Raw genomic sequence first — 15,542 nt, 5'->3', positions numbered from 1 at the left:
CGCATGACACTCCACCACACCGGTGGCGGTGTCACCGTGCGGCCGGGTGGCGCGGGCGGCCTGTGCGTGAAGGGCTGGACGTCGGCCGCGCTGCTGGACTCGCCGCACCGGCTGACCACCCCGCTGCTGCGCGTCGGCGGCGAGCTGTGCCCGGTGGACTGGGACACCGCGCTCGACGTCGTCGCGCGGCGGCTGCGGGAGATCCGCGCCGAGCACGGCCCGGACGGGAACGCGGTCTTCGGCGGCGGCGGGCTCACCAACGAGAAGGCCTACCTGCTCGGCAAGTTCGCCAGGGTCGCGCTCGGCACGTCCCAGGTGGACTACAACGGGCGGTTCTGCATGTCGTCGGCGTCGGCGGCGGCGCGGCAGGCGTTCGGCGTCGACCGCGGGCTGCCGTTCCCGCTGGCCGACCTGGGCGGTGCGGACGTGGTGCTGCTGGCAGGCGCCAACCCCGCCGAGACCATGCCGCCGTTCCTGGCGCACCTGAAGGGCGCCATCGACCGCGGTGGTCTCGTCGTGGTCGACCCGAGGCGCACGCCGACGGCCGAGCTGGCGGCACTGCACCTCGCGCCCGCCCCCGGTACCGACCTCGCGCTGGCGCTGGGCATCCTGCACGCCGTCGTCGCGGACGGACAGCTCGACGAGGACTACGTCGCCGCGCGCACCGCCGGGTTCGCCGCGGCGTGGCGGGTCGCGGCGGCCTGGTGGCCGGAGCGGGTCGAACGGGTGACCGGTGTGCCCGCGGCCGACCAGCGCCGCGCCGCCCGCATGCTCGCCGGGGCCCGCAACGCCTACGTCCTGACCGCACGGGGCACCGAACAGCACGCCAACGGCGTGGCGACGGCGACCGCCTGGATCAACCTCGCGCTCGCGCTGGGCCTGCCCGGCACCGCCGGCTCCGGCTGGGGGTGCCTCACCGGCCAGGGCAACGGGCAGGGCGGCCGCGAGCACGGCCAGAAGGCGGACCAGCTGCCCGGCTACCGCTCGATCGAGGACCCCGGGGCGCGCAGGCACATCGCCGGGGTGTGGGGCGTCCCGGCGGGCTCGCTGCCCGGCGCGGGCCCGTCCGCCTACGAGCTGCTGGCCGCGCTGGGCACCCCCGGCGGACCACGCGGCCTGCTGGTGTTCGGCAGCAACCCGGCCGTGTCGGCGCCGCACGCCGGGCTGGTGGCCGACCGGCTCGCCGCGCTGGACCTGCTGGTCGTCGCCGACGTCGTGCTGTCCGAGACGGCGCGCCTCGCCGACGTCGTGCTGCCGGTCGCGCAGTGGGCCGAGGAGGACGGCACGCTCACCAACCTCGAAGGGCGGATCCTGTTGCGTGCCAAGGCGGTCGAGCCGCCGCCGGGCGTGCGCACCGACCTGGAGGTGCTGCACGGGCTCGCGGTGCGGCTCGGCCAGCCCGCGGACCGGTTCCCGGCGGCCGCCGAGACCGTGTTCGACGAGCTGCGTGCCGCGTCCCGGGGCGGGCCCGCGGACTACTTCGGTGTCACCTACGCGCGGCTGCGTGCCGGGGAGGCACTGCACTGGCCGGTGCCGTCACCGGCGCACCCCGGCACGCCGCGGCTGTTCCTCGACGCGTTCGCGCACCCCGACGGCAGGGCCCGGTTCGTCGCCGTCGACCACAGCGGACCCGCCGAGCCGCCGGACGCGGAGTTCCCCCTGTACGCCACCACCGGCCGGATCCTCGCGCACTACCAGTCCGGTGCGCAGACCCGGCACATCGCGGAGCTGACCGGCGCGGCGGGCGGGATGTTCGTCGAGGTGCACCCGGACACCGCGCGCCGCGCCGGGCTGGCCGACGGCGCGGTCGCGGTCGTGGCGTCCCGGCGCGGCCGGACCAGGGCGACCGTGCGGTACGTCCCGTCGCTGCGGCCGGACGTGGTCTTCCTGCCGTTCCACTTCGCCGGCGACGAGCGGGCCAACCTGCTCACCAACCCCGCGCTGGACCCGACCAGCCGGATGCCCGAGTTCAAGGTGTGCGCCGTGCGGCTGGTGGGGCAGCAGGCGTGAGAAGGGTCGTGATCGCCGGGTACGGGATGGCCGGTGCCCGCCTGGCCGAGGACATCCGCCGCCGGGACCCGGCAGGCGAGCGGGTGGCCGTGACCGCCGTCGGCGAGGAGAAGCGGTACCCGTACAACCGGGTGCTGCTGTCGTCGGTGGTCGACGGCTCGCTGCCGCCGGCGGCCATCGCGCTGCAGGACGGCGACTGGGCGGTCGAGCACGGTGTGGACCTGCGGCTCGGGCTCGGCGTCGCGGCGCTGGACCGCGCCGCGCGGACCGTGCTCCTGACCGACGGTTCCACAGTGGACTACGACGTGCTCGTCCTGGCGACCGGCGCCCGTCCCTGGCTGCCCCCGGTCGACGGCCTGACCGGCGCCGACGGCGAACCCGCTCCCGGCGTGCTCGCCTTCCGCACGCTCGACGACGCAGAGCGGGTCCGGCACGCCGCGGCCGGTGCCGCGGCCGTCGCGGTGCTCGGCGGCGGGCTGCTCGGCGTCGAGGCGGCCCGCGCGCTGGCCGTGCGCGGCAACCGGGTGACCGTGGTGCACCCCGTCGGCCACCTGATGGAGCGCCAGCTCGACCCGACCGCGGGCGCGGTGCTGGCCAGGACCCTCGCCCACCTCGGCGTCGACGTGCGGACCGGGGCGACCGCCGAGCGGTACGTGCCGGGCCGCGGGCTGGTGCTGGCGGGCGGCGACCTCGTGCCCGCCGACCGCGTCCTGGTGTCGGCCGGGGTGCGGGCCGACACCGCGCTGGCGGCACGGGCGGGGCTCGTGACCGACCGGGGTGTCGTGGTCGACGACGCGCTGCGCACGAGCGACCCGCGCATCCACGCGATCGGCGACTGCGCACAGCACCCCGGCACGGTGTCCGGGCTGGTCCAGCCCGCGTGGGAGCAGGCGGGCGTGGTGGCCGACCTCGTCACCGGGACCGACGTGACCGCCCGCTACCGCGGCACGCCGGTGGTGACCAGGCTCAAGGCCCGCGACGTCGACCTCGTCGCGCTCGGCGACACGCAGGCCGCCCTCGACGAACCGGACGCCGAGGTCGTGTGCCTGACCCACGTCACCCGGGGCCACTACGCGAAGCTCGTCGTGCGGGACGAGAAGGTGTCGGGCGCGATCGTCCTCGGCGCGCCGGAGACCGCCGCGACGATCACCCAGTTCTACGACCAGCGCCTGCCCGTGCCCGCCGACCGCCTGGCGCTGCTGCTCGGCAGGCCCTCCGACGTGCCCAGCCCGGAGGAGTGGCCCGACACCGGCGTGGTGTGCCGGTGCAACGCGGTGACCAAGGCCGCGTTGGTGTCCGCGTGGCGCGGCGGCGCCCGCGGTGTCGCCGAGATCGCGGACACGACCAGGGCCACCACCGGCTGCGGCGGCTGCGCGGGCCGGGTGCGCAGCCTCGCGGACTGGCTGTCCGAACGGGAACGCGCGCATGCGTAGCCGGATCGACGACTGGCGGCCCGAGGACGACGAGTTCTGGGCCACGACCGGACGCCGGATCGCCCGCCGCAACCTCGCCGTCTCGATCCTGACCGAGCACGTGGGGTTCACGGTGTGGGCGCTGTGGTCGGTGCTCGTGCTCGACCTCGACGCCGCCGGGCTGCCGGTGACCGTGACCGAGTCGTTCTGGCTCGTGTCACTGCCGAGCCTGGTCGGCGCCGCGTTGCGCATCCCGTACACGTTCGCCGTGCCGAGGTTCGGCGGTCGCGTGTGGACGACGATCTCCGCGGCGCTGCTGCTCCTGCCCGCGAGCCTGCTGGCGTTCCTCGTGCCGAGCGACTGGCTGCGCGCGCAGAGCCACGACACGCGGTTCGCCGTGCTGCTGTGCTGCGCGGCCCTCGCCGGGGTCGGCGGCGCGAACTTCGCGTCGTCGATGGCGAACATCTCGTTCTTCTACCCCGAGCGGCGCAAGGGCGTCGCGCTGGGCCTGAACGCGGCGGGCGGCAACCTCGGGGTCGCGGTCGTGCAGGTCGTGGCGCCGCTCGTGGTGCTCACCCCGGCAGGCGGGGCAGACCTGGGCAGAACGGGCCTGGTCTGGCTGCCGCTCATCGTGCTCGCGACGTTGTGCGCCTGGCTGTGCATGGACAGCCTGACCGAGGTGCGTGCCGACCGCACGCCCTACACCGCGGCCCTGCGGGAGCGGCAGACCTGGGTGATCGCCCTGCTCTACGTCGGCACCTTCGGCTCGTTCATCGGGTTCTCGTTCGCGTTCCCGCTCGTCATCCGCAGCACCTTCCCGGACTTCCTCGCCACGCACCCGTTCGTGCGCGACTACCTCGCCGGGCTCGGCTTCCTCGGTGCGCTGGCGGGATCCGTCGCGCGGCCGCTCGGCGGGTGGCTGGCCGACCGGCTGGGCGGCGCGCGGATCACCCTGTCGGCGTTCGCGGGCATGGTGGTCGCGACCGGCGTCGCCGCGCTCGCCGTGTGGCACCGGGGTTTCGTGGTGTTCCTGGCCGCGTTCCTGGTGGTGTTCCTGCTGACCGGGGTGGGCAACGGCGCGACGTACCGGATGATCCCGGTGGTCTTCGCGGCACTGGGCCGCGCTGAGGCGGCGAGCCGGGGCGTCGACCCGGCCGAGGCGCTGACCGACGCCAAACGCCGGGCCGCGGCGGTGATCGGCATCGTCGGCGCGGCGGGCGCGTTCGGCGGGTTCGCCGTGCAGCAGGTGTTCCGGGTCGCCAGCAGGCACGCGGCCGACCCGGACTGGGTGGTGCCCGCGCTGGGCGTGTTCATGGGGGCGTACGTCGTGTTCGCGGTCGTCACGTGGTGGGTGTACCTGCGCAGGACGCTGTTCGTCACGCGGCTGCCGAGCCTCGCGCACGCGAACGCCTGAGTCAGCCGCGTGCCTCCAGGACCACCCGCTTGCCGTGCAGCAGGCCCCGCTCCACCGCCCGGTGGGCGTCGGCGGCCGCGCGCAACGGCATCGTCGTGGTGGCCCGGGGACGCAGCACGCCGGCGGCGAGGAGCTCGTTGATGGTCTCCGCCGCCTCGGCCAGCTCCGCGACGGTGGCGTGGGAGATGACGAACCCGATGACCGAGCCGTTCTTCATGTACAGCGGGCCCGCCGGGAGCACGGGCCGGGTCCGGACACCGGCGAGCAGCACGATCCGCCCGCGCAGCGCGAGCAGGTCGACGGCGTTCGCCATGTCGTTCTCGCCCGCCGTGTCCAGGTAGACGTCGATCCCCTGTGGACAGGCGGCGCGGATGCGTTGCCAGCGCTGCGGATCGCGGTAGTCGATCACCTCGGCCGCACCGATTTCCCTGCAGTACTCCGCGTCCCGAGCGCCGGCGGTCGCGACCACCCTCGCGCCGGCGTGCACGGCGAGCGTCACGAGCACGCTCCCGACGTTGCCCGCCGCGCCGGCCACGACGACGGTCTCCCCGGCGCGGACCCGGCCGTGGGTGAACAACCCGAGGTAGGCGGTGGCCGCCGGGTGCGCGACGGTGACCGCGTCGGCGGGGCTGACGCCCGGCGGGAGGTGGTAGAGCCGGTCGGCGGGCACCACGACCCGTTCGGCCGCCGCGCCCTGCCGCCCGCCGTGCCCGAGACTGTTGCACCACACCGGATCCCCCGGCGCGAACCCGCTGACCCGTTCGCCGGTCGCGACGACGGTGCCGACCATGTCGCGCCCGATCACGAAGGGGAACTCGACGGCGGTCCGGAACACCCCGGACCGCACGAACGTGTCCACCCAGTTGACCGTGGTGGCCGTCACGTCGACGAGCACGTCGGACGGACCTGGTTCGGGATCGGGCAGTTCGCCGTAGCGGATGTTCTCGGCGGGACCCAGTTCTTCGACGTAGGCAGCACGCACGCCCATCGATTGTGGCCGCGGATTCCCGGCACGGCAACGGGATCCGCGCATGATTCGTCAGGTCGGCCCGGTCCGGGTTCTTGATTTTGACGTATTCCCGACGACTTGACTTACCCACGCGGCGGCTCGTGCCTGGTGCCGCGCACCTCGACGAGAATTTCGAGTATGGGTGAAACGAACACGAAGAGCGAGCCGCTGTTCCAGGTGAGCACCGACGTCTGGGTGTCCGCGTCACCGCAGGAGGTGTACGCGGTCGTCAGCGACATGGGCCGCGCCGCGGAGTGGAGCGTCGAGTGCGTCGGCGGTGAGTGGGTGTCCGGCGAACCGGCCACGGTGGGCGCGGTGTTCCGCGGGAAGAACCGGCGGGGACGGGAGGTCGTGTCGTGGGCGCCGGTGGTGCGGGGCGAGTGGACCACCGACTCGGAGGTCGTCGCCGCCGAACCGGGACGCGTATTCAGCTGGGCCATCCGCACCAAGGCGGGGCAGGCCCAGGACAGCGTGTGGACGTTCGAGATGGCGCCCGCGGAGGGCGGGTGCGTGCTGACGCACCACTTCCGCATGGGCGAGCCGACCGAGGGCATCCGCGGCATCACCGCCGGGATGGACGACGAGGAGAAGCGGCGGTTCTTCACCGAATGGGGTGCCAAGCTCGAGAAGGACATCGCCGCGACCCTGGGGCGCATCAAGGACGTCATCGAGAAGAAGTGACCGCTCTGCTGCACGGATACTGGCGAAGGCGAGGCAAATGCTTCTGCAGCGAATAGGGAACCGCGGCATCAAGCTGGGCACGCTCTTCGAGCGGGCGGCCGCGGCGCACCCGTCGAACGTGCTGATCCTGGACCACGACCTCGACGTCGCGCCCGAGCTCGGGCGCCGCGCGACGATGGCCGAGGTCGCCGACCTGGTCGCCGACATCGCGTCCCGGCTCTGGGCGGTGCGCGTGCGGCCCGGTGACCGCGTCGTCGTCTACAAGACCAACGGCTTCGACATCACCCTCCTCGCCTGTGCCATCGCACGCATCGGCGCCGTGCCGGTGCTGCTCTCGCCGCAGCTCGACGGCGAGACGGTCGGCGAGCTGCTGCGCCGCACCGACCGGCCGACGCTGGTGACCGACCAGGCCAAGCTGGAGGGCGAGCTGGGGCCGGAGGTCTTCGACCTCGTGGCCCGCGTCGTCCTCACGGCGGGCAGTTGGCCGGACGCCGTCGAGCTGCGCGGGCTGGCCGGCGCCGAACGGGTGCCCGCGGTCGTCATGCCCGCCGACCACCCGACGCTGATCACCCACACCTCCGGCACCACCGGCACGCCGAAGCTGGCCGTCCACACCGGACGGAGCCTCCAGGCGCGCTACCGGCCGCAGGCGGCGGTGACCTGGCCGATCCTGCGCAAGCGCGAGACCATCGCGATCCACGTGTCCTTCGTGCACTCGCGGCTCGTGACCGCGCTCGCCATCTCGCTGTTCCGCGGGTACCCGATCCTGGTGCTCGCCGACGCGACGCCGTCCCACGTCGCCGACGTGTTCGCCCGGCTGCGGCCCGGCATCATCGAGGCGCACCCGAACGTGTACATGGCGTGGGAGGAGCTGGCCGACGACCCGCGCAGGCCGCTGTCGAACGTGAAGATGTTCAGCAGCACCTTCGACGCCATCCACCCCAGGACCGTGCAGCGGCTGCTGGCCGCGACGGACCGCAAGGCGCCGCTGTTCGGCCAGATCTACGGGCAGAGCGAGGTGGGGCCCGCCGTCATGCGTGGTTTCACCAGTCGCCGCAAGCCGGAGGACGACGGGCGCTGCGTCGGCTGGCCCGTGCCCGGCATGACGGACGTCCGCGTCGTCAGCCGCAACGGCAGGCCGCCGTCGGCCACGAACCCCGGTTTCATCGAGGTCCGCAGCGACGGCCGGGTCGTGACATACCTGGGCGAGCAGTCGCGCTACGACAAGCAGGTCTCTCGCGACGGCTGGTGGCGCATGGGCGACGTGGGGTACCGGACGCGCTGGGGTTGCGTGCACCTGCTGGACCGCGAGGTCGACCTGATCGAGGGGTTCGGCAGCACGCTCGCCGCCGAGGACAAGCTGTTCGCACGGCTGGACAACCTCGCCGAGGTGATCATCGTCCCGGGCGAGAACGGCACGCCGGTGCCCGTGGTGTGCACCAAGGACGACCAGCCGCTCGACGAGGTCGCGTGGCGTGCCGCGGTGTCCGACCTGCCCGCGATGGCGGCCCCCGTGCAGTGGCGGCTGGCGGACCTCCCGCAGACCGCGACCATGAAGATCAAACGGCTCGAGCTGGCCCGGCTGCTGTCTGCGGAACGGGTGGACTGAGCGCGGCTTGCGAAGCGAACGCCCGCACTGAGCGGAGCTTGCGAAGCGAACACCTCCACTGAGGAGAACCATGGCGAAGATCGTCATCGTCGGCGGCGGGATCGGCGGTCTCGCCGCCGCGCTGGCCGTTGCCCGGCACGGGCATCGCGTCACCGTCCTGGAACGCGCCGACCGCTTCGGCGAGATCGGCGCCGGCATCCAGCTGGCCCCCAACGGGATCCACGCGCTGGAACGTCTCGGGCTGGGGGAGGAGGTCCGGGCCCGCGCCGTGAACGTGGACGAACTGCGGTTCATGGACGGTGTCACCGGCGAGCACGTGGTGAGCATGCCGCTCACCGAGTCCTACCGCGAACGGTTCGGCAACCCGTACGTGGTCGTGCACCGCGCCGAGCTGCACACGCTGCTGTTGAATGCGTGCCAGGCGTCGCCGGGGATCGCCCTGCGCGGCGGCGCCACGGCGACGGGGTACGAGCAGGACGGTGTGCGCGCGAGCGTCGTCCTCACGACCGGCGAACGCGTGACCGGCGACGCGGTGATCGGCGCCGACGGCATCAACTCGGCCCTGCGCCGCGGGCTGGTCGGCGACGGTGAGCCGAGGGTCTCGGGCATCACCGTGTACCGCGCGATCATCCCGATGGAACGCGTGCCGCAGGAGCTGCGGTGGAACGCCGTGACGTGGTGGGCCGGCCCGAAGTGCCACTTCGTCCACTACCCGATCGCGGGCGGCCGGTACCTGAACCTGGCCGCCAGCAGCGACGACGGTGTCGAGGAGGCCTTCGCGGGCGTCCCGGCGACGAAGGAGCACGTCCGCCGCGAGTTCGCGGTGCTGGGTGCGGTCCCGCGGCGCCTGCTGGAACTGGGCGCCGACTGGAAGTCCTGGGTCCTGGTCGACCGCGAACCGGTGGACGTGTGGACGGACGGCCGGGTGACCCTCCTCGGCGACGCCGCGCACCCGATGCTGCACTACGCGGCGCAGGGCGCGTGCATGGGCCTGGAGGACGCCGTCGTCCTGGGCGACCTGCTCGACTGCGACAGCGACGAACTGGCCGGCCGGTTCGTCGAGTACAACGCCGCCCGGCGCGCCAGGACGGCCCGGATCCAGCGCCTGGCACGGGAAAGCATCCAGCTGTGGCACCCCGCAGGCGAGCGGGCGCTGGCCAGGAACCGGATGCTGTCGTCCATGTCCGCCACGGACCTGCACGACTACGTCGCCTGGATGCACGGGGCCCGGCAGTTCGACAGCCCCGCCGTCCCGGCCTGACCGGAACCGCGGTACTGGTTCGAGCCACGAGGCGCGTGCCCCGCACGGGGCACGCGCCTCGTGGCTTTCTCCGTGCTTGGCGTCGCGGGCTCGGGCACGGCCGTCGGTGCCCTCACGCCGTCCGGGACACGAGGAAATGGGGCGGGTGTGAGCCCGCCCCATTTCCCCACCTCGTGCCTACCGGGCCGGTGCCGCCGACGGGGCTCGCCGGACGGTCAGCAGGACCAGCAGCACGAGTGCGGCCGCGATCCACAGGACGCTCCGCACGCCCATGGCGTCGACGATCACGCTGCTCGCCAGTGCCCCCAGGGCGATGGCCAGGTTGAACACGAAGCAGTAGATCGCCGTCGCGGCCTCCGCGCTCTGCGGGGCCGCGCTCAGGACCCACGTCTGCAGCGTCACGGGTGCCGCGCCGTAGGCCAGGCCCCACACCAGCAGCAACACGGCACCGGTCCACGGGGTCGCGCCGAGCAGCGGGAAGACGATCAGCGCGGCGCCCAGCACGATCACGATCGCCGCCATGGTCCGGCCCGCCGACCGGGCCGCCCAGGAGCCCGCGACCGCGTTGCCGACCATGCCCAGGACGCCGTACCCCAGCAGCAGCGGGCCGATGATCGCGCTGCTGACCCCGGAGATGTCCAGCAGGGCCGGGCTCACGAAGGTGTAGGCGCCGTAGTGGCCCGCGATCAGCAGTGCGGTCGCGGCGACACCCGCCACGAGGACCGGGTTGCGCAGCTGCGCGCGCAGGGCCGCCAGGTGCACGGGCTCCGCCGCGGGCAGCGGCGGCAGCAGCACGAGCGCCGCGATCAGCACGGCGACGCTCAGCCCGCCGAGCGCCCAGAACGCGCCGCGCCAGCCGACCATCTCACCGATCATGGTGCCGACGGGCACGCCGAGCACCGCGGCCGCGCCGACGCCGCCGAAGATCAGCACCAGGGCCTTGGGCACCGAGGGGCCGGGCACGAGCCGCACCGCGAGGCTGCCCGCGATCGCCCAGAACCCGCCGATGGTGATCCCGACGAGCAGCCGGGACGCGAGCAGGACGGTGAAGTTCGGGGCCAGCGCCGAGATCGCGCTCGCCGCGGCCATCACCGCGAGCAGGCCGGCCAGCAGCGCCCGCCGGTCGAGCCTGCCCACCGCCAGCGGCAGCCCGATCGACGCGAACGCCGCGATGACTCCCGGCACGGTGACCGTCAGGCCCGCGGTACCGACCGAGACGTGCAGCTGGTCGGAGATGGCGGGGATCAGCCCGACGGGCAGTTGCTCGGCGGTGATCATCGAGAAGATGCCCAGCGAGACGGTGAGCACGCTGAACCACATCCGCAGCGTCGTTCGCTGCGCCTCCTGTGGTGATGCGTCGGGCAGGGACACGATGAACCTCCATCTTCTGGGTGAGTGTTCGATGCCCGAGTGGGCGGGTCCGGGCAGCACGGGACCGCGTCGCGATCGGGCCGTGCGCCCGGCGAACAAAAGGGAAAGCTCGTCCAGCGGCGGGCCGTGCACAGCCCGTCGGAGAACGTCGATATGTGGTTGTGGCCCCGGCGCCGCTCAGGTCACGTGGTGGCTTCGAGCGGGATCCAGCGGTCGGCCCAGCGGCTCAACGCGTACACCGCGTCGTGCAGCTCACGCCCCTTCTCGGTGAGCCGGTACTCGATCCGCACCGGGGTCTCGGCGTGGACGATCCGCTCCACGATGCCCTCGTCCTGGAGTTCCTTGAGGCGCTCGGTGAGCATGCGGTCGCTCAACCCCGGCACCACCGACCGCAGGTCGGCGAACCGGGTGACGTCGAGGAGCATCGCCCGCACGATCGCACCGGTCCACCGTTTCCCGATGACTTCGACCGCGCGGTGGTAACGCGGGCAGAACGCGGTGTCAGTGATGTCCACGGGGACATACTAAGGAATCGTAAGTAGATACACAACCGTAAGTACACGTCCGGTGACACGCTTGCCTGCGCGCCCAGGTGTCGGCAGGCCGTGGGCGGGTAGCCCTGCGGGGACGAAGGAGGTCGGCGCACATGGGCGTTTTCGACAAGGCGAAGGACAAGGCCGAGCAGGCTGTCGGCGCGGGCAAGGAACGGGTCGGCGAGGCGACGGACAACGAGGACCTGGAGAACGCGGGCAAGCGGGACCAGCTCAGCGGTGAGGCCAAGGAGGCCGGGCACGACCTCCGGGACAAGGCCGCGGGCGCGGTCGACGACATCAGGGACAAGTTCCGCGGCGACGAGTAACTCAGTGCCTGAGCCCGTCGCATACCCTTCTCCCAAGGGGCGATCGGGAGGTATCGGGCATGCCACGTCGGGTGATGGTCGGGGCTCTGTGCGCGGGTGGCGGGATCGCGGTGTTCGCGGTGTCGCCACTCGCGCAGGCCCCGCGGCCGTCGGAGCCGCCGTCGGTCGCGGGGCTCCTGGCCGGCTGGTGGCCGGACGTGGTGTTCGGTCTGGCAGCGGTGGTGCTCGCCGCGCTCTACCTCCTGGGGGTCCGGCGGGTGCCGGGCTGGCCGCGTGCTCGCACCGCGATGTGGTTGCTGGGGTGCGCGGTCGTGCTGGTCGCCACGTCGTCCGGGATCGGCCGGTACGCACCGGCGATGGTCAGCATGCTGGTCGCGAGCCAGGTGCTGCTGGCCGTCGTGGCGCCGGTGCTGCTGGTGCTCGGCGGTCCGGTGAGCCTCGCGCTGCGTGCGCTGCCGAGGGCCGGCCGGGACGGCACGCCAGGACCGCGGGAGTGGCTGGTCGCGCTACTGCGGTCACGTGTGTGGCGGGTGCTGACCCATCCGCTGGTGGCGTTCGGGCTTCTGCTCGGGCCGTTCTACGCGCTCTACGTGTTCGGCGCGCTCGACGTCGTGCTGGGCGGTCACTGGTCGCGCCTCGGCGTGAACGCGGTCGCGGTGCTCGCCGGTGCCGCGTTCTTCTGGTCGATCATCGGGGTGGACCCGGGCGTGCGGCGGCTGCCACACGCGGGGCGGATCGGGTTGATGGCCGCGCTGCTGCTGGGGATCGGTTACCTCGCCGTGGTCGTGGGTTCCGCGAACACGGTCCTGGGGCAGGACTTCTTCGCCGCGTTCGGGCTCGTGGACGTGACCGCCGATCAACGGAACGCGGGCACCCTCGTGTGGGCCCTCGGTGAGATGCCGGTGCTGGTGACCCTCATGGCGACCGTGGCCCAGTGGGCCCGCGCCGACGAGCGTGCGTCCGCCAGGGCGGACGCCGAGCCAGACCTGGCCGCCTACAACGACATGCTCGCCGGCCTCGCCGACCCGGCCCGCCGCTGAGGACGACGGGGTGTCAGTCCCGGTGGGACACCAGGCCGACCCGGTGTGCGAGAACGACGGCCTGCACGCGGTCCCGCAGGTCGAGCTTGGTCAGGATGCGCGAGACGTACGTCTTCACCGTCTCCGGCGAGAGGACCAGCGCGGCGGCGATCTCGGCGTTGGACTGACCGGCGGCGAGCTGTTCGAAGACCTCCAGCTCGCGGCGGGTCAGGGCCCGCACGACCGCGTCCCTCGCCGCGGGGGACGGGTCGGCGGGGCGCAGCCGTTCCGCGAAGTGGCCGATCAGGCCCCGGGTGACGGCCGGGGCGAGCAGGGACTCGCCGTGGGCGATGGTGCGGATGCCCTCGACCAGCCGGGCGGGCGGGGTGTCCTTGAGGAGGAAGCCGCTGGCACCGGCGCGGAACGCCTCGTAGACGTACGCGTCGACGTTGAAGGTGGTGACCACGAGCACCTTCGGCGGTGCCTCGACACCGGGACCCGCGATCGCCCTGGTCGCCTCGATGCCGTCGAGAACGGGCATGCGGATGTCCATCACGACCACGTCGGGGCGCAGCAGGCGCGCCATCTCCACCGCCTCGCGGCCGTCCGCCGCCTCGCCGACGACGGCCATGTCGGGCGGTGACGACAGGATGGTGACGTAGCCGGTGCGCACCAGCGCCTGGTCCTCGCAGACCAGTACGCGGATCGGCGCGGTCATGCCGGGCTGCCCGACGGGATCAGCGCGTGGACGCGGAAACCACCGTCCGGGCGTGGTCCGGCGACCAGATCGCCGTCGAGCATCCGCAGCCGTTCCCGCAGCCCGCGGAGCCCTCGCCCGCCGGACGGCGGCAGCGGTGCGGTGACGGCGGGCCCGGTGGTGGTCACCTCGATCTCGAGGTGCGCATCGCCGTGCCGGAGCAGGACCGTGGTCGGTTGCCCGGTCGCGTGCTTGAGCGCGTTGGTGAGCGACTCCTGCACGACGCGGTAGGCGGCCAGTTCCACGTCGACGGACCGCGGTCGTGCGACGCCCTGTTCGGTCCACTCGACGGGTTGACCCGACAGCCGGGCCTGCTCGACCAGGTCGCTCACCCGGCCGATGGCCGGCGTCCGGTCCGGGGCCGGGTCCTCGCCGGTCACCTCGAGCACGTCGAGCAGCGCACGCAGCTCGGTGAGTGCCTGACGTCCGGTGTCGCTGATGGCGCTCAGCCCGTCCCCGGCGCGTGCCGGCTCCGCGTCGATCAGGAACTGCGCCGCGTCGGCCTGGACCACCATCGCGGTCACGTGGTGGGTGACCACGTCGTGCAGGTCGCGGGCGATCCGCGCCCGCTCGGCGGCCGCGGCGACCTCGGCGGCCAGCCGCTCGCGCGTCGCCTGTTCCGCGCGCCACCGGCGCATCCCGGCCCCTGCCAACCAGATCACCACCATCATCAGGTAGAACGCGAGGTAGTCGGGGAACCGCTGGGGGGAGCCCAGGGTGTGCAGGACGACCGCCAGCACGGCGTAGGCCGCCGTGACCGCCGCCCCCAGCCCGCGGCGGAACCGGTCGAGGTGCGCACCGGCGGCGTACAACGCCAGGAGAAGCCCCACCTTGCCGAACGTGTCCGGGTAGCCGAGCACCTGGTCGACGGCGAACGCGCTGCCCACGACCCCGAGGCACACGGCGGGCCACCGGCTCCGCACCACCAGCGGCAGGCACAGTGCCAGGGTCAGCACCAGCCCGGCCACCGCGCCGACGTCGCGCCGGGGGAGGTCGCCGATCTCCGGTCCGATGTGGGCGACCGCGGGCACGAAGGCCAGCACCGCGACGCCCACCGCCAACGCGGTGTCCTTGACGAGAACCGGGTGGTGGGGCCACTGGCGGGCCACCGCGCGGATTGCGGCCGTGTCGGCGAGCACCCGTCGGAGTCTAGCGACCGCGCAGCGGCACCAGGTTGCCGCGCCTGCGCGCGGCGACGAGCATGGGCACGGCGAGGACCAGGCTCACGATGACGGGCACGATCGACGCCTCGAGGCCGAAACCGCCACCGGTCAGCAGGTCGGGGCCGGTCGGACGGGCGACCAGCACACCGGTCGCCGGGTGTCCCGAGACCGGGATGCCGAGCAGCCCCACGCTGGTGTTCCAGGCGAAGTGCAGGCCGATGGCCAGCCAGAGGTCGCGCAGCCACAGGAACGCCGCGCCGAGCAGCACACCGGCCTCGACAGCGATCGCGAACGAGCTCCACAGCGTGGCGCCCGGGTTGGCCAGGTGCACGAGACCGAAGAACACCGCGGTGCCGGCCAGCGCGACCCAGCTGCCGAACAACCGTTCCAGTGCCTGCAGCGCGAGACCGCGGAAGATCAGCTCCTCGGTCACCGCCGCGCCCAGCTGGACCGCCACCACCGTCGCCACGATCGCGGCCGGGTCGCCCGACGACCCGGTGAACGAGAACTCGGTCAGCACCACGACCACCGAGGTGGCGATGAAAGCGACGCCGAGCGCGACGCCGGTCAACGCGTGGGGCACGGCCCGCGGAGACAGGAGTTCCGGCGTGCTCCGCCGCGCGACGTGGCGCATGACCAGCCAGTAGACGGCGACGGCCGCGACGGCCCCGACGGCGGCGAGCGCAGGCGGCCCGCCGGAGGACAGCGCCGACACCCCGCCGACACCGACGATCCCCACCAGCGACCACATCAGCGGGAACCGCAGGACGCGGCCGAACTTCCCTGCTCCCTGATCAGTGCGTGCGACTGCTCCCGCGTCCACTTGCGACCTCCGGTTGCTCGTGAGCCACCCGATGCGGTGACCGCCACGAACGGTAGGAGCCGACGGCCCGCGTGGAATCCCCACAGAGACGACGATTCGGGTAGCTCTCCCGGGGGATGCCGGCCGCGCCAGGCACAGTCAACGCGTTGCCCGG

The 15,542-nt window shown here is 73.3% G+C and carries 14 protein-coding genes; 8 read left to right on the top strand and 6 right to left on the bottom strand.

The features are described from left to right. The first annotated feature begins 3 nt into the window (after window positions 1–3). The 3 genes from ACYQ77_RS40790 to ACYQ77_RS40780 are packed head-to-tail and all read left to right on the top strand — an operon-like array spanning window position 4 to window position 4,836. The gene (locus ACYQ77_RS40790) at window positions 4–2,010 is read left to right on the top strand and encodes a molybdopterin oxidoreductase family protein (RefSeq protein WP_459722395.1); all 2,007 of its coding nucleotides are present in this window, start codon (window positions 4–6) and stop codon (window positions 2,008–2,010) included. Beyond that, complete coding sequence (locus ACYQ77_RS40785; RefSeq protein WP_459722183.1) at window positions 2,007–3,443, top strand: FAD-dependent oxidoreductase; 1,437 nt, start codon at window positions 2,007–2,009, stop codon at window positions 3,441–3,443. Before ACYQ77_RS40790 ends, ACYQ77_RS40785 begins: the two co-directional genes overlap by 4 nt. Beyond that, window positions 3,436–4,836 (top strand): MFS transporter, encoded by a 1,401-nt coding sequence (locus tag ACYQ77_RS40780; RefSeq protein WP_459722180.1) that lies wholly within the window; start codon window positions 3,436–3,438, stop codon window positions 4,834–4,836. The genes ACYQ77_RS40785 and ACYQ77_RS40780 overlap by 8 nt, the downstream gene beginning before the upstream one ends. Before the next feature lies 1 nt (window position 4,837). Here the strand turns inward: ACYQ77_RS40780 and ACYQ77_RS40775 are convergent, their stop codons facing one another. Then, entirely contained in the window at window positions 4,838–5,818 is a 981-nt protein-coding gene (locus ACYQ77_RS40775) for an NADPH:quinone reductase (RefSeq protein WP_459722178.1), read from the bottom strand. A gap of 165 nt (window positions 5,819–5,983) precedes the next feature. Here ACYQ77_RS40775 and ACYQ77_RS40770 point away from each other — a divergent pair, with 165 nt between their 5' ends. The 3 genes from ACYQ77_RS40770 to ACYQ77_RS40760 all read left to right on the top strand — a co-directional run bounded on the left by ACYQ77_RS40770 (window position 5,984) and on the right by ACYQ77_RS40760 (window position 9,396). Next, the gene (locus ACYQ77_RS40770; RefSeq protein ID WP_459722177.1) at window positions 5,984–6,526 is read left to right on the top strand and encodes an SRPBCC family protein; all 543 of its coding nucleotides are present in this window, start codon (window positions 5,984–5,986) and stop codon (window positions 6,524–6,526) included. Window positions 6,527–6,563: 37 nt separating this feature from the next. Continuing rightward, on the top strand, window positions 6,564–8,135 hold the full coding sequence (locus tag ACYQ77_RS40765) for a class I adenylate-forming enzyme family protein (RefSeq protein WP_459722174.1): 1,572 nt from the start codon (window positions 6,564–6,566) through the stop codon (window positions 8,133–8,135). 70 nt (window positions 8,136–8,205) lie between these two features. Further along, a complete protein-coding gene (locus ACYQ77_RS40760; RefSeq protein WP_459722173.1) occupies window positions 8,206–9,396 on the top strand; it encodes a 3-hydroxybenzoate 6-monooxygenase in 1,191 nt (396 codons plus the stop codon). Between the two features lie 177 nt (window positions 9,397–9,573). Here ACYQ77_RS40760 and ACYQ77_RS40755 read toward each other — a convergent pair whose 3' ends face one another. Together ACYQ77_RS40755 and ACYQ77_RS40750 are read right to left on the bottom strand one after the other, a co-directional pair. Continuing rightward, window positions 9,574–10,767, bottom strand: coding sequence for an MFS transporter (locus ACYQ77_RS40755; protein WP_459722171.1), 1,194 nt, complete (start codon window positions 10,765–10,767; stop codon window positions 9,574–9,576). A 182-nt stretch (window positions 10,768–10,949) separates the two neighbouring features. Next, window positions 10,950–11,282, bottom strand: a complete 333-nt coding sequence (locus ACYQ77_RS40750) for a winged helix-turn-helix transcriptional regulator (protein ID WP_459722169.1) — start codon at window positions 11,280–11,282, stop codon at window positions 10,950–10,952. A gap of 131 nt (window positions 11,283–11,413) precedes the next feature. Between ACYQ77_RS40750 and ACYQ77_RS40745 the strand changes: the two genes are divergently transcribed. Beyond that, window positions 11,414–11,626: a CsbD family protein gene (locus tag ACYQ77_RS40745; protein WP_459722167.1), complete on the top strand. Its 213-nt coding sequence runs from the start codon at window positions 11,414–11,416 to the stop codon at window positions 11,624–11,626. 59 nt (window positions 11,627–11,685) lie between these two features. Further along, on the top strand, window positions 11,686–12,666 hold the full coding sequence (locus ACYQ77_RS40740) for a cytochrome c oxidase assembly protein (protein WP_459722165.1): 981 nt from the start codon (window positions 11,686–11,688) through the stop codon (window positions 12,664–12,666). A 13-nt stretch (window positions 12,667–12,679) separates the two neighbouring features. Here ACYQ77_RS40740 and ACYQ77_RS40735 read toward each other — a convergent pair whose 3' ends face one another. From ACYQ77_RS40735 to ACYQ77_RS40725, 3 genes are read right to left on the bottom strand one after another with little or no spacing between them, the layout of a single operon-like run. Continuing rightward, window positions 12,680–13,363 (bottom strand): response regulator, encoded by a 684-nt coding sequence (locus ACYQ77_RS40735; RefSeq protein ID WP_459722163.1) that lies wholly within the window; start codon window positions 13,361–13,363, stop codon window positions 12,680–12,682. Then, complete coding sequence (locus ACYQ77_RS40730) at window positions 13,360–14,541, bottom strand: sensor histidine kinase (protein ID WP_459722161.1); 1,182 nt, start codon at window positions 14,539–14,541, stop codon at window positions 13,360–13,362. The genes ACYQ77_RS40735 and ACYQ77_RS40730 overlap by 4 nt, the downstream gene beginning before the upstream one ends. Before the next feature lie 10 nt (window positions 14,542–14,551). After that, window positions 14,552–15,388, bottom strand: coding sequence for a CPBP family intramembrane glutamic endopeptidase (locus ACYQ77_RS40725; RefSeq protein WP_459722158.1), 837 nt, complete (start codon window positions 15,386–15,388; stop codon window positions 14,552–14,554). Window positions 15,389–15,542: the final 154 nt, after the last annotated feature.

The organism is Actinophytocola sp. KF-1, assembly GCF_054661535.1.
The sequence above is the reverse complement of the archived record's forward strand: the minus strand, read 5'-3'. Positions and strand labels throughout refer to the sequence as shown.

Excerpts from the sequence above, each read along its gene's own strand:
- ACYQ77_RS40790 (WP_459722395.1), top strand. The coding sequence starts at position 4 with ATGACACTCCACCACACCGGTGGCGGTGTCACCGTGCGGCCGGGTGGC.
- ACYQ77_RS40780 (WP_459722180.1), top strand. The coding sequence starts at position 3,436 with ATGCGTAGCCGGATCGACGACTGGCGGCCCGAGGACGACGAGTTCTGG.
- ACYQ77_RS40770 (WP_459722177.1), top strand. The coding sequence starts at position 5,984 with ATGGGTGAAACGAACACGAAGAGCGAGCCGCTGTTCCAGGTGAGCACC.
- ACYQ77_RS40765 (WP_459722174.1), top strand. The coding sequence starts at position 6,564 with ATGCTTCTGCAGCGAATAGGGAACCGCGGCATCAAGCTGGGCACGCTC.
- ACYQ77_RS40760 (WP_459722173.1), top strand. The coding sequence starts at position 8,206 with ATGGCGAAGATCGTCATCGTCGGCGGCGGGATCGGCGGTCTCGCCGCC.
- ACYQ77_RS40745 (WP_459722167.1), top strand. The coding sequence starts at position 11,414 with ATGGGCGTTTTCGACAAGGCGAAGGACAAGGCCGAGCAGGCTGTCGGC.
- ACYQ77_RS40740 (WP_459722165.1), top strand. The coding sequence starts at position 11,686 with ATGCCACGTCGGGTGATGGTCGGGGCTCTGTGCGCGGGTGGCGGGATC.
- ACYQ77_RS40735 (WP_459722163.1), bottom strand. The coding sequence starts at position 13,363 with ATGACCGCGCCGATCCGCGTACTGGTCTGCGAGGACCAGGCGCTGGTG.